We start from the raw sequence: 15,729 nt of genomic DNA on the forward strand, positions 1-15,729 counted from the left end.
GCAGAAAAAAGTGGACTGAACTTCCTCATCCCGTGGTATAATAAGCGCGACAGCACTCGACAATGAAATGGGGGGACAACCGTGCCGTACGTAACGATCAAAATGCTCGCCGGCCGCACGGATGAACAGAAAAAAGCGCTTGTTGAAAAAGTGACGGACGCCGTTGTAGAGACAACCGGGGCGAAAAAAGAGAGCGTTGTTGTGTTCATCGAGGAAATGACGAAAGACCATTACGCCATCGCTGGAAAACGGCTGAGCGACACAGAGTGACACAAGAGCGGGGGCGCATGAAGCGCTCCCGTTGCATTTTTAGGGAAAAACGAATATTATTATAATGGTTTCTGACATTGTTCGTTTTTAGGAGGTCGCCCATGATTCGTTTCGCAGAGAAACAGACTGACCGCAAAACGGAATTTCTCGCTGGCCTGACGACTTTTTTCACCATGGTGTACATCATCGTCGTCAATCCGGTCATCTTATCAGATGCCGGCGTCCCGTTTGAACAGGCGTTCACCGCCACCGTCATCGCAACCGTCGTCGGCACGCTATGGATGGCCATCTTTGCCAACTATCCGATCGCCATCGCGCCCGGCATGGGGCTGAACGCCTATTTCGCCTATTCCGTCGTCGGCTCGCACGGCGGCATTTCGTACGAAACCGCGTTTTCCGCTGTGTTTGTGGCCGGGGTGTTGTTTTTGTTGCTGTCGCTCACCCCGCTCCGCAGCAAGCTGATCGAAGTGATCCCCGACAGCTTAAAACATGGCATCACCGCCGGCATCGGGCTGTTTATCGCCTTTATCGGCCTGCGGCTGACCGGAATTATCCAAGCCCATCCGCAAAATTTGGTCGCGCTTGGCAACTTGCATGCCCCGTCGGCCGTGTTGACGCTCATCGGCCTGGCGGTGACGCTCGTTTTCATGATGCGCGGCGTCAACGGCGCGCTCTTTTACGGCATGGTCGCGACCGGCGTCATCGCCTACGCGACCGGGCAGCTTCACTTTGACAAAGGTATCGTCTCGCTGCCGTCGCTGCCGGAAGGGCTTGTCGCCGCCAATCCATTGACGGCCGTTGGCGATGTCATCAGCCACAGCTTGTACGCTGTCGTCTTTTCCTTTTTGCTTGTCACGCTCTTTGACACGACCGGCACGATGATCGGCGTCGCCCAGCAAGCGGGACTGATGAAAGGAAACACACTGCCGCGCGCCCGCGAGGCGCTCTTGGCCGACTCCGTCGCGACCACGATCGGCGCCATGTTCGGCACGAGCCCGACATCCGCGTACATCGAGTCGTCAACCGGCGTCGCCGCCGGCGGCCGCACCGGCTTGACCGCGCTCACGGTCGCCGTCTTGTTCATCGCAGCCGCCTTTTTCAGCCCGCTGGTCAGCGCCGTCGCCGGGCTTTCCGCCATCACCGCTCCGGCGCTCATTGTCGTCGGCAGCTTGATGATCAGCAACATCGCCCATATCAATTGGCGCGAACTGGACGAAGCGTTCCCAGCCTTTCTCATCATCTTAAGCATGCCGCTCACGTCCAGCATCGCGACCGGCATCGCGCTCGGCTTCATCTCGTACCCGCTCTTAAAAATCGCCCGCGGCCGCTGGCGCGATGTGCCGTTGCTGCTGTACGTGCTTGCCGTGCTGTTCTTTTTGCAGCTGGCGTTTTTGCCGCATTAATGAAGAAGGTGTCCCCGGAACAATGGGACACCTTTTCGTCTATGGCCAACTGACGATCCGTTGAAACCGCATTTTCCACCCGTCTACACACAAGCGCTCTTGTGGCATCGGCTGCGCAGCGCCTCAATATACGCATACGCCTCTTCGATCTCGTCCTCCGTATAGCGCTGCTTGCTTTTTACGACAGCGATTTTCTCTTTTACCTCATCTTTTGACAAATGTTCAAAATAGAGCACCGTGGAGACAAGCTCCAAAAAGCGTGCGTTTTGTCCGTTCATCGCCTGCATGCATTCGGCAAGGCCCGGCATCTCCCAGTCGTAATGGCGCAAAAACTGTTCGCCCGCTTCGGTCAGTGTATAGCGGTATTGCACATAGCCGCTCTTTTTCTCTTTCACTTCATGCAAAAAGCCGAGCGCGCACAGCTCTTCGATGCGGCACGTCAACTCTTCCGAATACGGGCCGTAAAAGTGGAAATCGAATTTCTCGTAAAACGGAAAGTCGAGCTTTTTCGCGATGTAGATCATTTTTTGCAGCTTTTTGCGGCCGGCAATTTCCCCGGCGGCCGCCAACGCCTTCATCACTTTCGCATGCTCTGTGAGCACTCTCCGTCATCTCCTAACCCTTTAAAATTTCCATAATCTTTTTCTTCACTGTCCGCTTCGTCGACAAGTCTTCCAGGAAATCAGCTGGGAAATACAGCTTATGGTCGGTGCGCCGCTTGCCGGAAATGGCGTCAACCAACACCGATTCGCGCGACAGCTCGCGCAGCTCCCCGTTTGGCATCAACAAATAAATCGGCAGGCGCTCGCCTTCCTCGCCCGGCCGGTAAAAATCGTACGGCAAGTCGGACGATGAATCGACGACCAAGTAATAGTCTGGATCGATCCCGGCCTTTTTGAACAAGCCGGTCAGCTCGATCAGCTTTGCCATTTGCTCGTTTGTCGGATGGAACTCCGTATATTTGAACAGGCGGCGGTGGACAAACCGCCGGCATAAGTCGCTTAAAATCGGATCCCGCTCGTATTGCCATTGCTGGAAGTAAAACAGGATGATCGCTTCATCGAGCGCCAAATAGTCGCCGAGCGTTACATGGCCGGCAAAAAACGATAAAAAATGGGTCGGCTTCGTCGCAAACGTATACCCGTCCTCGTACAGCTTTTTCGCCCGATGCAAAATTTTCGTTAAAATGACTTCCGCACTGCGCGTCACAGGATGGAAATACACTTGCCAATACATTTGGTAGCGGCTCATAATGTAATCCTCGACCGCATGCATGCCGCTCCGCTTAATGACGACTTGGTCTTCGCGCGGGCGCATGACGCGCAAAATGCGCTCCATGTCAAAATAGCCGTAGCTGACGCCGGTGTAGTACGCATCGCGCAACAAATAATCCATCCGGTCGGCGTCAATTTGGCTCGAAATGAGGCTCACAACAAGCTTGTTCGGGTACGTTTTGGCGATCACTTCCGCCACTTTTTGCGGAAAATCGTCGCCCACTTCGCGCAAGGCGGCGTTCACTTCTGTATCGCCTAAAATGATTGCCTGTGTAAAATCTTCGTGGTCGAGGCGAAACACCTTTTCAAATGAATGGGAAAACGGGCCGTGCCCTAAATCGTGCAAGAGCGCCGCGCATAGGCAAAGAAGGCGCTCGCTATGATCCCAATGATCGCGGCCGACAAACACGTCGTCAATGATGCGGCGGATGATTTCGTAAACGCCGAGCGAATGGTTAAACCGGCTGTGCTCGGCGCCGTGAAACGTCAAATATGTCGTGCCGAGCTGCTTAATGCGGCGCAGGCGCTGAAACTCTTTTGTGCCGATCAAATCCCAGATGACTTTGTCGCGAACATGTATGTATCGGTGCACCGGATCTTTAAACACTTTTTCTTCGTCAAGCTGCCCGCCGGAATACATCGCATCCTCCTCTTCCGTCTCCAACATACATCTATTATACGCCGTTTCTTTTGGCAAAGAAATAGTTGACTTTTTTCTCCGTCTTTCTCCATTATTGACGGAAAAAACAAAAAATCACCTTCTTTCGGCAAAGAAGGTGATTCGTCACCGTTTTTTCAGCTTTTCAGCCACTTTTTCAATCAGCTCATCCTCCGTCAGCGCTGCCACCGGGCGGTTGTTGACGAAGGCGAACGTTTTTTTCCGCCCCGGACCGCAATACGACTGGCAGCCGATTTTAATGACCGCATCCGGATCCAGCTTTTTCAAACGCGGAATCAATGTTTTTAAATTCGGCGCCTTGCAGTCGTCGCAAACGCGAAACTCATTTGCCATTATGCGTCATCCCTTTCTGCAGCGTTTGCTTTGTGTATTCTACCGCTTCCCGAAGAAAATTGCAAGTTTGCGGCCTTTCATTCTTTCAACTTGTCAATCCTGTAAACTTGCAACGTATAAATTCATTTTATTTTGTCCATGCTTTTACTAGCATTGAAAGAAGGAGTGGAGAACAGTGAAACAACGGCAAGACGCTTGGACGGAAGAAGACGATTTATTGTTGGCAGAGACCGTATTGCGCCATGTGCGTGAAGGGAGCACCCAACTCAACGCCTTTGAAGAAGTCGGCGACAGGCTGAACCGGACATCGGCCGCCTGCGGCTTTCGCTGGAACGCGGTCGTCCGCCATCGCTACGAAGAAGCATTGCAGTTGGCAAAAAAACAGCGAAAAGAACGGCAACGGCTGCTCGCCAAACAAGGCGGCGCGAAAAAGCGGCGTCTGTACGAGCCGCCGATGCCATCACTCGAGGAGCTGGGAGAGGTGATGCAGCTGCCTGCCGTCATCCCATCCTCCCCGCCGCAACAAGTGACGCTGGATCAAGTGATCGCTTTTTTGAAAACGTTCCAATCCCATGAACGGAAACGGGAGACGCTGATCAAAGAAAACGAGCGGTTGCGCCGCGAAATTGAAGAATTAAAGCAAAAAAATAAAGAACTTGAAGAAAAGGTTGCGAAATTAGAAGAAAATTCGTCGACCGTCCAAGAAGATTTTGAGACGCTCGTGAAAATCATCAACCGAGCGCGCAAAATGGTGTTAAAAGAGGAAGAAGAGCGGGGACTGACCTTCCGCATGGACCCGAACGGCAACTTGGAAAAAATCGCGGAGTAAATAAAATAAGGATGCCCTGTCCATGGCTGCGCCTTGATCGCACTCTCTCCGGTGCGGCCGAGACACGGAGCATCCTTTTTGCCTGCCGGCGGCGTCAGGCGATGAACGCAGGCTCTTGCTGCTGGGCGGACCGCCCCCTTATTCTCCTGCTAGGAGCTCGCCCTTGAGCGCCGTTTCATTCCGCTCGACGATGCGCGCCCAATACTGCTCATACCAATTCCATTCGCCGTTCTCGAGGGCAGACGAATACAGCTCGCCGCCAAACGACTGCAGCGTGCGCCAAAGGGCGACAAGCAGCTCATCGATCGACAACTCGCAGCCGAGAAGCTCAGACAGCGACGCCATGACAGTTGGGACAACATCGGGGTAGGCGAATTTCGTTTTCTCTCCTTGGCGGCCGAGCTCATAAAAACGGCGAATAAGCTCAGCCCGCGCGGCTCCGCTCCCGTTGACGCAAAGGTAGATTTGCACGGCAACGCCGCCGCGCACGCGCCGTTGCGAAATGCCGGCAAACTTTTTGCCGCCAATGCTCAAGTCATAGCTCCCCGGGCAATACGAACCGACGATTTCCCCAGCCTCAACGCGGGCGCCGTATGAGGCAAGCATGGCGGCCATGAGCGCATACATCGCCTCATACCCTTGCTCGATGGCAATCGTGTTTTTCGTTTCCGGAAAAATGAGCGAAATATTCAACACCCCGCTGTCAAGGACAACGGCCAACCCGCCGGAATTGCGGACGACGACGCGATACCCTTCCTGGCGCAAAAACGAAATGGCCTCATCGATGTACGGAAGCTTCGTATCAGCGGCGCCTAAGACGACGGTATTCTCATGCACCCACGTGCGGACGACCGCATCCGACTGTCCCGCGCCAACCGCGGTGCATAATGCATCATCGATGGCAAACGATTGTTTCGCATCAAACAGCGGACCGAAATGCGACTGGTCGATGACCCGCCATTTCGGCTGCCGCAGCAATTCATGGCTCATCGCAGCAAACCCCTTACGTTGAACGTTCCACTCTCATTATACCACATCAAACTGGAACGATTACGGCCAGTGAACTACCCGCCACCTACGCTTCGCTTAGAGGTGGAGGCTTCAAGCGACTTGTGCGTGTTCGCCGAACGGTAAGCCACACACAAGAACCCTTTACGCCGTTGGCTAACGCCAACCGACATTCATCTCCCACCTACTCACTGGGTTACACCCTTCGCGTTCCTTGAGATGGAAGACTTCTTTCGGAAATCCGTTAAAAAAGAAAGCGGCTAAACAGCAGCCAGCCGCCTTCTTTGACACGAATCCATGCATGAAACAAGAGATCGCCCATTCTTTGGCAAAACGAACCGGTTCCGACTCCTCTTGCTCAGTTCGCCGCCTCTTTACTCCCCAAGCGACTGCGCCGCGGTGATGAGCGCGAGCTTGTAGGCGTCTTCGGCGCTGCATCCGCGCGATAGGTCGTTCACCGGCTTGTTCAGCCCTTGCAAAATCGGGCCGACCGCTTCAAAGCCGCCAAGGCGCTGGGCGATTTTGTAGCCGATGTTGCCCGCCTCAAGGCTCGGGAAAATAAAGACATTTGCGTCCCCTTGAATGACCGAGTCCGGCGCTTTCTTTTTCGCCACCTCTGGCACAAACGCGGCGTCAAATTGAAACTCACCGTCAAGGATCAGATCCGGCGCCATTTCTTTCGCCAACCGCACCGCCTCAACGACTTTTTCCGTCTCCGGCGACGAGGCCGACCCTTTCGTGGAAAAGCTTAACAGCGCTACGCGCGGCGTAAGGCCGAACATTTTGGCCGTCCGGGCGCTCTCGACCGCGATTTCAGCCAAATCTTGACTGTTAGGAGCAATGTTGATGGCGCAATCGGCAAACACATATTTTTCGTCGCCGCGCACCATGATGAACACGCCGGACGTTTTGCCAACGCCTGGCTTCGTTTTAATGATTTGCAAGGCTGGTCGGACCGTATCCGCCGTCGAATGTGCCGCCCCGCTGACGAGGCCGTCGGCCGCTCCCGTATAAACGAGCATCGTACCGAAATAGTTTTCATCGAAAAGCAACTCGCGCGCCGTTTCTTCTGTCACTTTCCCTTTGCGCCGCTCCACAAACGCCGAAACTAGCTCATCAAACCCGCCGTAGCGGCGCGGGTTGACAATCTCCACCCCTTCAAGCGGCAAGCCAAGCGCCGCTGCTTTCACCCGCACAGCTTGCTCATCGCCAAGGACGATCGGCTGAAGCACTTGCTCCGTCGCCAAACGGCTCGCCGCCGTTAAGATGCGGTCATCGGTTCCCTCGGGAAACACGATTTTTCGACCCGTATCGGTTACTTTCGCTTTTAATGCCGTAAATAAATCGGTTGTCACGATTCATGCCTCCTTCACGGTTGGCCCGCCTGTCTCCAGGCATCAGCCTTTCTCTACATTAAGCATACCGCTTCGATACGAAAACGCAACGATCGTAAGCCCTTCCAATCAATAATTCACCTTTTGGAACAATTCAGTATCTTTTGCTTTATGCACGGACACCCGCTTTTTTGGCCAAACTATGATATAGTGGTACTGTACAATTGATTGAATAAAGGAGTGACGATGATGAGCGAAGCGGCCCAAACGTTGGACGGTTGGTATTGTTTGCATGATTTCCGCACGATCGACTGGAGCGCGTGGAAAACACTTTCAAACGAAGAGCGCGAGGCAGCGATCAGTGAGTTTTTAGCGCTTGTCGACCAATGGGAGACGACGGAAAGCGAGAAGCAAGGAAGCCATGCCGTCTACACGATCGTCGGGCAAAAAGCCGATATTTTGTTCATGATTTTGCGGCCGACGCTGGATGAGCTGCATGAAATCGAAACAGCGCTTAACAAAACGAAACTCGCCGACTATTTATTACCTGCGTATTCGTACGTTTCAGTCGTGGAGTTGAGCAACTACTTGGCGTCCGGCAGCGAAGATCCGTACCAAATTCCAGAGGTGCGCCGCCGTTTGTATCCGATTTTGCCGAAAACGAACTACATTTGCTTCTATCCGATGGACAAGCGGCGCCAAGGCAACGACAACTGGTACATGTTGTCGATGGAACAGCGGCGCGAACTCATGCGCGCCCACGGCATGACCGGCCGAAAATACGCCGGCAAAGTGACGCAAATCATCACCGGCTCCGTCGGCTTGGATGATTTTGAATGGGGCGTCACCTTGTTTTCAGATGATGCACTCCAGTTCAAAAAGCTCGTCTATGAAATGCGCTTTGATGAAGTGAGCGCCCGCTTTGGCGAGTTTGGTTCATTTTTTGTCGGCACTCGCTTGTCGGTGGAAAAAGTTCCTTCGTTCTTCCATGTATAAAAAAGAGGGGCCCAAACGCGGCAGGGCCCCTTCGCTTATTTTCCTGTTCTTCAAGCAACCGGCGAGCTCCTCCCCCTGAAAGGTCAGCCAAACGAGCGATTTCTTCCGCCGTCATCCCTTTGCACATCATGTTACGAGTCTTTCTTGCGCAACGGGTTTCCCTTTTTGGTCAACCTCCCCTGTTTCTGTCATATCCAGCCCAACTGCCCCATACATATAAATCAGAAATTCCTCCGAGAAATCGCCTGTCTGTCTGTCACCATTTTCCTGTTCCATCAATAGCCTATTACTGTCGAAATTCACAACGACTGAGGTGACGATATGGGTCAGATCGCTCCCTCCATTGTAGCCCACACAGAAGAGGAAGTGAAGTTGTTGGCTCGGCTCATGCGAGCCGAAGCGGAAGGAGACGGGCGGCTTGGGATGCTCATGGTCGGCAACGTCGGCGTCAACCGCGTCATCGCCGACTGCCTTGACTTCCGCGGCATCCGCTCTATCCGGCAAATGGTGTTTCAAAGCCCGGGAGGCTTTGAGGCGGTGCAAAAAGGGTACTTTTACCAACGGGCGCGCGAAGTGGATATAGGCCTAGCCCGCCAAGTGCTCCGCGGTTGGCGCTACCACCCAGCGACAAACGCCCTTTGGTTTTTTAAACCACCTGAAGGTCAACCGTGCCCACCGCAATGGTTTGGCCAGTGGAACGTCGGCCGCTACAAATCGCATTGCTTTTTTGCACCGACTCCATCCGACTGCCCACGTGTCTATTCTTAATATTGAGGAGGGTTCTTTATGCCGAACAATCCAGAAAATCAATTTTATCCACTTGATGAGGAGCAACAATCATTTTATTATTCGCCGTTCGGTCAAGAACGGCAACAACCGTATGCATCCTATCCATACGGCTATCCGTATCCGCAGCCGTACTATCCGGCGGCGTACCCGTATTATTACTATCCGCAAGCGGCTGCCGCTCCAACGATGACACCGGCGACAGCCGCCGCTCCGACGTTCGGTTTGCAGGCGCCGACGTTTACGGCCCCGACACCGATGCCGACCACCACCGGCCCATCGATTCCAGGGATGCTGCCGATTGAAGAATCGTACATTGAAAACATTTTACGGTTAAACAAAGGAAAAGTCGCCACTATCTATGCGACGTTTGAAAACAACCGTGAGTGGAATGCCAAGGTGTTTCGCGGCGTCATTGAAGCGGCTGGACGTGACCATGTCATTTTAAGCGACCCACAAACAGGCACACGCTATTTGATCCCGATGATTTACCTCGATTACGTCACGTTTGAAGGAGAAATCGCCTACGAATATCCGTTTGCCGGTGCCTCCGCCACGCCGCTCGCCTCCTATTCGCCGCGCTGAGTGCAAGCGCAAAACCGATGTTCGATGAGCAGGCTGCCCCGGGGTAGCCTGCTTTTTTTCATCCGATGCGACGTCCATCACAAGTTGCTGACGCCCAGTTGTCTATCATGGTGGCAAACGAAACAAAAAAGGTGCCTTCTATGATTGGGACGGCGCGTGATTTCCTGTTCGGGGTACACCTTGCCCGCGCTTCGCTTACAGCCATTTCAACGCCGCATAGCCGATCATCACCCAGGCGACCAAAAAAGCGACGCCGCCAAACGGAGTGATCGCGCCAAGCGGCTTAATCTGCGTTACACTTAATACGTACAAGCTCCCGGAAAACAACACGATGCCGGCGAACATCACCCAGCCCGCCGCACCGATCAGCCCGACATTTGGCGCCTTGCCAGCGAGCAATCCGACAACAAGCAGCCCTAATGCGTGGAACATCTGATATTGGACCGCCGTTTTCCAAATCTCCAAATAACGATCCGGAATCTTCCCTTCCAGCCCGTGCGCGCCAAACGCTCCCAATGCGACGGCTAAAAACGCATTGAGCGCGCCGAGAAGGACGAATGTTTTCATAGCTGTTCCGCCTTTCTAATGAAAGATTGTTTTCCCTCATTACATTAATATAATGGAAATGTTCCTCGATAACAAATGACGAATAGGTGTCAGCCGCTTCACTCAACAGAGCCGATCATCGGGGGCGCCACCGGCAAGACCCGCATCCAAGCCGGTGAACCGCTTCTTGTTTTTTGGCGCAAACAAAGGCAAGCGATTCAACGGAGTTCTGTTGATCAACATTCCCCGTGGAGAAGACCGTTTTCCACGGTGTTTCGTTGCCCCCTCAAAAATCCAACAACGACTCCCCGTTCGCCTCATCGTCAATGTCGGGAGAACGTCCTCCGACAGAAACGGCTCCAAGCGAAAGCCCGCCAGCAACCGAAATCGGCCCGCCGACGGCAAGCGACTCTGTCGAGACAGACGGAACGGACGGCTGCGGCTGGCCTGTCGTTTCCAGCATCAAATCGCATAAAACGCGAATGGCAGCGACATGTTCACGCATCCGCTGCGGGTCATGGGCCGCCTTTGCCTTGCGCAATTCGTCTTCCATTTTGGCGACAACCGCCGCCAAAGAGATCGTCATGATGTCTTCCCCCTTTCTTCATTCAGCGCGGGCGCCGATGTTCTCGATTTGCCAATCGATCGGTTCGCGTCCGTGCTTGGTTAAAAACGCGTTCGTCCGCGAAAACGGGCGATGGCCGAAAAAGCCGCGCGCGGCGGAAAACGGGCTCGGGTGCGGCGCTTCAATAATCAGATGGCGCGGATTCGTAATCCGTTCTTTTTTCTCTTGCGCGTTCCGGCCCCAAAGCAAAAAGACGACCGGATCGTCTTTTTCGTTGACGAGCTCAATGACGCGGTCGGTGAAATATTCCCACCCTTTGCCGCGATGGGAGTTCGCCTGGCCGCGGCGGACGGTCAGCACGGTGTTTAACAACAGCACCCCTTGCTCGGCCCATTTCACGAGATAGCCGTTATCCGGTATGTAGCAGCCGAGGTCGTCATGCAGCTCTTTAAAAATGTTCGCTAAGGACGGCGGCACCGGCACGCCCGGCTTGACGGAAAAACTAAGCCCGTGCGCCTGCCCCGGGCCGTGGTACGGATCTTGCCCGAGCAGCACGACTTTGACGTTTGCATACGGTGTATAATGAAGGGCGTTGAAAATATCGTGCATATCGGGATAGATCGTCCGCGTCCGGTACTCCTCTTTTAAAAACTCGCGCAGCTTTAAGTAGTACGGCTTTTGAAACTCCTCTTCAAGCAGCGGAGCCCAGTCGTTTTTGAGAATCGGCATTGCGAGCAACTCCTTTGCCATCGGCTTTTTCCCTTTTATCATTGTAGCCCAAAAGACACCAGCGTCAAAGCGAAGTGAATGTTCAGATTGAGGCAACCATAGCGAAACCTGTTTCCCCAACAGGAAATGCGCCAATCCCCTGCCGCAGCCAAACCGGAACACGCCGGTCGCGGCAGGCGGAATAGAGGACAAAAATCTCCTTTTTTATTCTCTTCGCCCATTGTTTCCATCTTTCCATCATCATGTCCCCTTTTCATTCGACATTCCCTGTTTCAACAAGTATAAAATATGGGTATAGAAAGCGTAAACGCCAAAGGCCGGACAAGCTAAGCCGTCGGCGCCAACGCAACACCGGGATATCCATCAAACGCACAGTGGGGTGAAAGAAATGGATCAGAAACAATTCCGTCTTGTTCATGACGAACAGCCGGATCGGCACGTTGTATACATAAAAGGCGAACTGGACCTGGCGGCAGCCGAGCAATTTCAACGCACCGTCAAACCGCTCGCCGGCGATGCGTCCAAACCGCTCGTTCTTCGTCTCGAAGATTTAACGTATATTGACAGCACCGGGATCGGCATGTTTGTAGCGCTGTTAAAAACGCGGCATCAACTCGGGGCGCCGTTTGCCATTGAAAACGTGCCGCCGAAAGTGCGGCGTCTGTTCGATTTAACTGGAGTATCCTACTTTTTTTCCGAAATGAACGATGCGTCAGAAAGGATCGGAGGCCAATCATGAAAGAGCACGAAACGATCGTACAGCTGTCGATTCCAGCCGATGCACAGTTTCTTGACATCGTGCGTTTGACGTTATACGGGCTGGCTGCCAAAATGGGATTTTCCTATGAAGAAATCGAAGATATGAAAGTCGCCGTCTCCGAAGCGTGCAACAACGTCGTGCTTCACGCCTACAACGGAAGAAGCGGCGATATTCACCTCCGTTTTGAGATGAGCGCCGATGCGCTTTCCATCGTCATTAAAGATGAGGGAAAAGGGTTTGACTACAAACGGGCGATCAAACAGGCGGCGTCGCTGTCCGGCAAGCCACTCCAAGATGTGAAAGTCGGCGGCCTCGGCCTCTTTTTAATGGAAGCGCTCATGGATGACGTCCGCGTCACGACCAAAGGCGGAACGGAAGTCCGCCTGACGAAATTCCGCCTTCACGGCGAAGGAGAGCATGCCCATGACTGTATATCCCCCTCCTCTGTCCAAGAGCAAGCTTGACGCCCTTATTTCCGCCTATCAACAAACGAAGACGGAAGAAGCGGCGACAGCGTTGCTCGTGCGTTTTGAGCCGCTCATTGCGGCCGCAGCGAAAAAAATGGCGCGCAGCCGCCCTGATTTTTACGAAGACTTGTTTCAAGTCGGCCGGCTGTCGTTTTTGCGCCTTCTTGACCATTACGACCCGAACCAAGGAACAAACTTTGAATCGTATGCGATGAAAAGCTTGATCGGCTATATGAAAAACTATTTGCGCGACAAAGCGTGGTATATCCAAGTGCCGCGCTGGGTGAAAGAGAAAGGAAGCAAAGTGCAGCAAGCCATCGACGAACTGACCGTCAAGCTCGAGCGGTCGCCGAACATAGATGAAATTGCCGCCCATTTAGGCTTATCGGTGGAAGAGACGATCGAGATTTTAGCCGGCCGCGACCATTACCAGGCGATTTCGCTCGACGCCCCGGTGCAAGACGGGGAAAAGGATGCGACGACGATCGGTGAATTCGTCGCGGATGAAGCGAACGAAATCGAGTCGCTGATCGAGCGAATGGATTTAGAGCAGGCGATCGGCAAACTGAGCGAGCAAGAACAAATCGTCATCGACGCCGTCTTCCGCCGCGGCGAGACGCAACGGTCGCTCGCTGAACGGCTTGGCGTCTCGCAAATGACGATCAGCCGCATTCAAAAGCGGGCGATCGAAAAGCTGAAACGGCAGCTGGCCGCTGCCTACCCGTCGTAACAGCCAAAAACGCCGCCGCCGGCCGGCTAGGGCGGCATCAGCGGCGGCGGAGCAACAACAACGTCTGGTCGTCTTTTTGTTCGTATTGGTGGTACGCCTTGATATGCTCGTACAAATCGCGGACGATTTGCGCTGCCGGCTGGTCCAAATTGACGCGGGCAACCATCGAGGCGAGGACGGAAAAATCATCGTCCGCCTCTTCGCCGCGTTTTTCGGTCACCCCATCGGTGTACAGCAGCACAAAATCACCCGGCTCGAGCACTACCGACTTCGTCTCAAACGAAAATTGCGGAAACAACCCGAGCGCGCACCCTTTCGCGTGAAGCGGCACGCATTGTTTCGTTTTCGCCCGGTACCAAAGCGCCGGTTCGTGCCCAGCGCACGCGTACGAGAACGTATGCGTCTTTTCGTTGTAATTGCCGACAAACATCGTGACAAACATCGACGGCTCGGTGTAGTCGTAGGCGAATCGGTTCAGCAGGTCAAGATACACGTGCGGCTGCGTTCCGTAATGAACGGTCCGGTCCAGAATAAATTTCATCAGCGTCATGAGCATTGCCGCTGGAATGCCTTTTCCCGATACATCGGCAATGCCGACGGACACCGATGTTTGATGGACAGCAAAGTGATAAAAATCGCCGCTCAACACTCGGGCAGGGACGCTGAGGACGCTGATGTCGACGTACGAAGGCAAATCCGCCTTCGACGATGTCTGCAAAAGCGCCCGTTGCATATTCGCGGCAAGCGACAGTTCAAAGTCGAGCTGTTCCCTCTCGCGCTCGAGCCGCTCTTTTTCTTTTTTCTCCGTCATGTCGCGCAAAACGGCGACAAGCCCTGTCAGCGCACCGTTTTCCATCACCGGCGCCAGCGTGTAGCCGACCGGCAGGCACACGCCGTCATGGCGGCGAAACGGCTCCTCCTCGACGCGAATCACCTCGCCGCTTTTCAGCTGTTTGACAACACGGCGCAGCCGCTTCCAGTCCCACGCGGACCCATCCGGCCCGGCGAGCGAGACAAAGGAAAATAACGGCTTTCCTTTCGCTTCCTCAGGGACGACACCGATCAGCCGACCGGCTTCCGGGTTCATCCAAACGATTTGTCCATCCCGGTCTAACATCATCAATCCCTCGCCAAGGGCGTTCGCCATCATTTCCAGCTGCTGTTTGTGCTGTTTCAGCTCCACATATGGTTTTTCGATCGTTTCCACATACATCGCGCGCACGACATACAAAAATCCGGCCACTTCGTACAGCTGCCCCCATAGCACATGCCCGTTGCCGAGCAGAAGCAGCACTTGGCCAAAGGCAAACAGCAGCAACGCCATCAGCCAGTACAAGAGTGCAGGAGAGCCGCCCTGCCGATAGCGACGCCATACAAGCGCAGCCGCGGCCGCATCAAGCAAACCGACCGCCCCTTCTCCCGCCTGCCACCAAAGCGGCCAGCGGCTCGTCCGATCTTCCAGCCAAAGCGGCGCCGTAACATGAATGAATAGCCCAACCGCCACTGTATAAGCAAAGGCGGCTAAAAACGCCTGCCAACGCTGGCCGCTGCGACGCTCCATCACCTCGTCCGGACGCGAAAATAAAAAGAGCAGCCCCCAAGCGAGCGTAAAGCGAGCGGCAAGCGAAAACAACGACGCCTCACCGACGTCTGAGAATGAAAGGAGAAAATGAAACGAAAACAGCGTCCCTGAGGAGAAAAACAGCGCCCCCATCACAAGCCGTTCCATCGACAGCGTGTGAGGAAACACGGCCCACCCTTGCACGGCGACAAGCCAACAGACGACAACGGCGGCAAGCCCTAAAGCAAGATGAATAGAATGATAGAAACTAGGCGAAAAAGGGAGCCGCCCTGCAACGAACAAAAGCAAGCCAAACAGCATGGCCGCCAACGCTGCCGCCGCGCTGTGCAGACGCACCAGGCGATATCGTTCGTATTCCTTCACCAACGAGGAACCCCCACTCTTCATTCTATATGGTTTATTATACCATACGGCTCCCCACCAGCGTATATGAACGTCACGGCGGTTTGGTTGTCCAATAAAAAAGGAGCCTCTCCGAATGAAGAGGCTCCCGAGCCAAGTTTGCGGCCATTTTCCGCGCAATACCCGTTCTCCCGTTAAAACGTGTGCGCCAAGTCTTTCGCCCGGGCGATGGCGTTCGCTTTGATTTCTTCCGCCTTTTCCGGCACCGCCGCATGCCCTTCGACAAATACCATTCTATTGGTGATGGGAGATATCCTGCAACGACAAAATAATGGGAATGTATAGCGCAAAAAAATATTGCAGCGTGGCCGAACTTTAAGGACAAGATGTGATACAATCATGAGCGTGGCGGTGTGAACTACCCCCACTTAATTTTCTAGCGAAAATTTGAAGTGGGGGCTTCCAAAGAAGTTTGACTGCTTCAAGCAATCCTTATTCTTTGAGGCGTGTC

Annotated in this window: 18 protein-coding genes and 1 pseudogene; 9 read left to right on the forward strand and 10 right to left on the reverse strand. The window is 54.0% G+C overall.

Going from position 1 to position 15,729, the window contains the following annotated elements; translation table 11 throughout:
- Positions 1-81 precede the first annotated feature (81 nt).
- Both CV945_RS02400 and CV945_RS02405 read left to right on the forward strand, forming a co-directional pair.
- Positions 82-270 (forward strand): 2-hydroxymuconate tautomerase, encoded by a 189-nt coding sequence (locus tag CV945_RS02400; RefSeq protein WP_031406583.1) that lies wholly within the window; start codon positions 82-84, stop codon positions 268-270.
- Between the two features lie 101 nt (positions 271-371).
- The gene (locus tag CV945_RS02405) at positions 372-1,673 is read left to right on the forward strand and encodes an NCS2 family permease (protein ID WP_100659068.1); all 1,302 of its coding nucleotides are present in this window, start codon (positions 372-374) and stop codon (positions 1,671-1,673) included.
- A gap of 83 nt (positions 1,674-1,756) precedes the next feature.
- Here CV945_RS02405 and CV945_RS02410 read toward each other — a convergent pair whose 3' ends face one another.
- The 3 genes from CV945_RS02410 to CV945_RS02420 form a co-directional block, all read right to left on the reverse strand.
- Entirely contained in the window at positions 1,757-2,275 is a 519-nt protein-coding gene (locus tag CV945_RS02410; RefSeq protein ID WP_033011011.1) for a YwgA family protein, read from the reverse strand.
- Between the two features lie 13 nt (positions 2,276-2,288).
- Complete coding sequence (locus CV945_RS02415) at positions 2,289-3,587, reverse strand: HD domain-containing protein (protein ID WP_095860278.1); 1,299 nt, start codon at positions 3,585-3,587, stop codon at positions 2,289-2,291.
- 144 nt (positions 3,588-3,731) lie between these two features.
- Positions 3,732-3,959: a YuzB family protein gene (locus CV945_RS02420; RefSeq protein ID WP_025948348.1), complete on the reverse strand. Its 228-nt coding sequence runs from the start codon at positions 3,957-3,959 to the stop codon at positions 3,732-3,734.
- 175 nt (positions 3,960-4,134) lie between these two features.
- Here CV945_RS02420 and CV945_RS02425 point away from each other — a divergent pair, with 175 nt between their 5' ends.
- Positions 4,135-4,788 carry an RsfA family transcriptional regulator gene (locus CV945_RS02425; RefSeq protein ID WP_033011014.1) on the forward strand — a complete coding sequence of 218 codons (654 nt, stop codon included), beginning with the start codon at positions 4,135-4,137 and terminating at the stop codon, positions 4,786-4,788.
- Between the two features lie 138 nt (positions 4,789-4,926).
- Here CV945_RS02425 and lipL read toward each other — a convergent pair whose 3' ends face one another.
- Positions 4,927-5,778 carry an octanoyl-[GcvH]:protein N-octanoyltransferase gene (gene lipL / locus CV945_RS02430; RefSeq protein ID WP_011232881.1) on the reverse strand — a complete coding sequence of 284 codons (852 nt, stop codon included), beginning with the start codon at positions 5,776-5,778 and terminating at the stop codon, positions 4,927-4,929.
- Between the two features lie 392 nt (positions 5,779-6,170).
- Entirely contained in the window at positions 6,171-7,151 is a 981-nt protein-coding gene (gene pta, locus CV945_RS02440) for a phosphate acetyltransferase (protein ID WP_100659069.1), read from the reverse strand.
- A gap of 228 nt (positions 7,152-7,379) precedes the next feature.
- Here pta and hemQ point away from each other — a divergent pair, with 228 nt between their 5' ends.
- From hemQ to gerQ, 3 genes are all read left to right on the forward strand, one after another.
- Positions 7,380-8,126 carry a hydrogen peroxide-dependent heme synthase gene (gene hemQ / locus CV945_RS02445; RefSeq protein WP_100659070.1) on the forward strand — a complete coding sequence of 249 codons (747 nt, stop codon included), beginning with the start codon at positions 7,380-7,382 and terminating at the stop codon, positions 8,124-8,126.
- Between the two features lie 321 nt (positions 8,127-8,447).
- Positions 8,448-8,894: a cell wall hydrolase gene (locus tag CV945_RS02455; protein ID WP_011232884.1), complete on the forward strand. Its 447-nt coding sequence runs from the start codon at positions 8,448-8,450 to the stop codon at positions 8,892-8,894.
- A gap of 18 nt (positions 8,895-8,912) precedes the next feature.
- Positions 8,913-9,497 carry a spore coat protein GerQ gene (gerQ, locus tag CV945_RS02460; RefSeq protein ID WP_044745350.1) on the forward strand — a complete coding sequence of 195 codons (585 nt, stop codon included), beginning with the start codon at positions 8,913-8,915 and terminating at the stop codon, positions 9,495-9,497.
- Between the two features lie 195 nt (positions 9,498-9,692).
- On the opposite strand, the gene CV945_RS02465 is transcribed toward gerQ, so the two are convergent.
- The 3 genes from CV945_RS02465 to CV945_RS02475 all read right to left on the reverse strand — a co-directional run bounded on the left by CV945_RS02465 (position 9,693) and on the right by CV945_RS02475 (position 11,337).
- Positions 9,693-10,064: a DUF423 domain-containing protein gene (locus tag CV945_RS02465; protein WP_015376087.1), complete on the reverse strand. Its 372-nt coding sequence runs from the start codon at positions 10,062-10,064 to the stop codon at positions 9,693-9,695.
- Positions 10,065-10,329: 265 nt separating this feature from the next.
- Positions 10,330-10,629, reverse strand: coding sequence for a YwdI family protein (locus tag CV945_RS02470; RefSeq protein WP_063167150.1), 300 nt, complete (start codon positions 10,627-10,629; stop codon positions 10,330-10,332).
- 18 nt (positions 10,630-10,647) lie between these two features.
- Positions 10,648-11,337: a uracil-DNA glycosylase gene (locus CV945_RS02475; RefSeq protein WP_011232888.1), complete on the reverse strand. Its 690-nt coding sequence runs from the start codon at positions 11,335-11,337 to the stop codon at positions 10,648-10,650.
- A gap of 388 nt (positions 11,338-11,725) precedes the next feature.
- On the opposite strand from CV945_RS02475, the gene CV945_RS02480 reads away from it, so the two are divergent.
- Genes CV945_RS02480 through CV945_RS02490 form a run of 3 tightly spaced genes read left to right on the forward strand, consistent with a single transcriptional unit; the run spans position 11,726 to position 13,294 of the window.
- The gene (locus CV945_RS02480) at positions 11,726-12,076 is read left to right on the forward strand and encodes an STAS domain-containing protein (RefSeq protein WP_100659071.1); all 351 of its coding nucleotides are present in this window, start codon (positions 11,726-11,728) and stop codon (positions 12,074-12,076) included.
- On the forward strand, positions 12,073-12,561 hold the full coding sequence (rsbW, locus tag CV945_RS02485; protein ID WP_011232890.1) for an anti-sigma B factor RsbW: 489 nt from the start codon (positions 12,073-12,075) through the stop codon (positions 12,559-12,561). Before CV945_RS02480 ends, rsbW begins: the two co-directional genes overlap by 4 nt.
- On the forward strand, positions 12,521-13,294 hold the full coding sequence (locus CV945_RS02490; RefSeq protein ID WP_100659072.1) for a sigma-70 family RNA polymerase sigma factor: 774 nt from the start codon (positions 12,521-12,523) through the stop codon (positions 13,292-13,294). The genes rsbW and CV945_RS02490 overlap by 41 nt, the downstream gene beginning before the upstream one ends.
- 37 nt (positions 13,295-13,331) lie before the next feature.
- On the opposite strand, the gene CV945_RS02495 is transcribed toward CV945_RS02490, so the two are convergent.
- Both CV945_RS02495 and CV945_RS02500 read right to left on the reverse strand, forming a co-directional pair.
- Positions 13,332-15,239, reverse strand: a complete 1,908-nt coding sequence (locus tag CV945_RS02495; protein WP_044745354.1) for a SpoIIE family protein phosphatase — start codon at positions 15,237-15,239, stop codon at positions 13,332-13,334.
- A gap of 173 nt (positions 15,240-15,412) precedes the next feature.
- A pseudogene (locus CV945_RS02500) lies at positions 15,413-15,508 on the reverse strand (FMN-dependent NADH-azoreductase); the annotation flags it as partial.
- Between the last annotated feature and the right edge of the window lie 221 nt (positions 15,509-15,729).

The sequence above is a fragment of the Geobacillus sp. Manikaran-105 genome (assembly GCF_002809955.1).
Taxonomy (GTDB): domain Bacteria; phylum Bacillota; class Bacilli; order Bacillales; family Anoxybacillaceae; genus Geobacillus; species Geobacillus thermophilus.

What these genes read in the sequence shown, in the direction of transcription:
- hemQ (WP_100659070.1), top strand. Translation starts at nt 7,380, where the DNA reads ATGAGCGAAGCGGCCCAAACGTTGGACGGTTGGTATTGTTTGCATGAT.
- lipL (WP_011232881.1), bottom strand. Translation starts at nt 5,778, where the DNA reads ATGAGCCATGAATTGCTGCGGCAGCCGAAATGGCGGGTCATCGACCAG.
- gerQ (WP_044745350.1), top strand. Translation starts at nt 8,913, where the DNA reads ATGCCGAACAATCCAGAAAATCAATTTTATCCACTTGATGAGGAGCAA.
- CV945_RS02475 (WP_011232888.1), bottom strand. Translation starts at nt 11,337, where the DNA reads ATGCCGATTCTCAAAAACGACTGGGCTCCGCTGCTTGAAGAGGAGTTT.
- CV945_RS02470 (WP_063167150.1), bottom strand. Translation starts at nt 10,629, where the DNA reads ATGACGATCTCTTTGGCGGCGGTTGTCGCCAAAATGGAAGACGAATTG.
- CV945_RS02415 (WP_095860278.1), bottom strand. Translation starts at nt 3,587, where the DNA reads ATGTATTCCGGCGGGCAGCTTGACGAAGAAAAAGTGTTTAAAGATCCG.
- CV945_RS02465 (WP_015376087.1), bottom strand. Translation starts at nt 10,064, where the DNA reads ATGAAAACATTCGTCCTTCTCGGCGCGCTCAATGCGTTTTTAGCCGTC.
- CV945_RS02420 (WP_025948348.1), bottom strand. Translation starts at nt 3,959, where the DNA reads ATGGCAAATGAGTTTCGCGTTTGCGACGACTGCAAGGCGCCGAATTTA.
- rsbW (WP_011232890.1), top strand. Translation starts at nt 12,073, where the DNA reads ATGAAAGAGCACGAAACGATCGTACAGCTGTCGATTCCAGCCGATGCA.
- CV945_RS02480 (WP_100659071.1), top strand. Translation starts at nt 11,726, where the DNA reads ATGGATCAGAAACAATTCCGTCTTGTTCATGACGAACAGCCGGATCGG.
- CV945_RS02455 (WP_011232884.1), top strand. Translation starts at nt 8,448, where the DNA reads ATGGGTCAGATCGCTCCCTCCATTGTAGCCCACACAGAAGAGGAAGTG.
- CV945_RS02490 (WP_100659072.1), top strand. Translation starts at nt 12,521, where the DNA reads ATGACTGTATATCCCCCTCCTCTGTCCAAGAGCAAGCTTGACGCCCTT.
- CV945_RS02405 (WP_100659068.1), top strand. Translation starts at nt 372, where the DNA reads ATGATTCGTTTCGCAGAGAAACAGACTGACCGCAAAACGGAATTTCTC.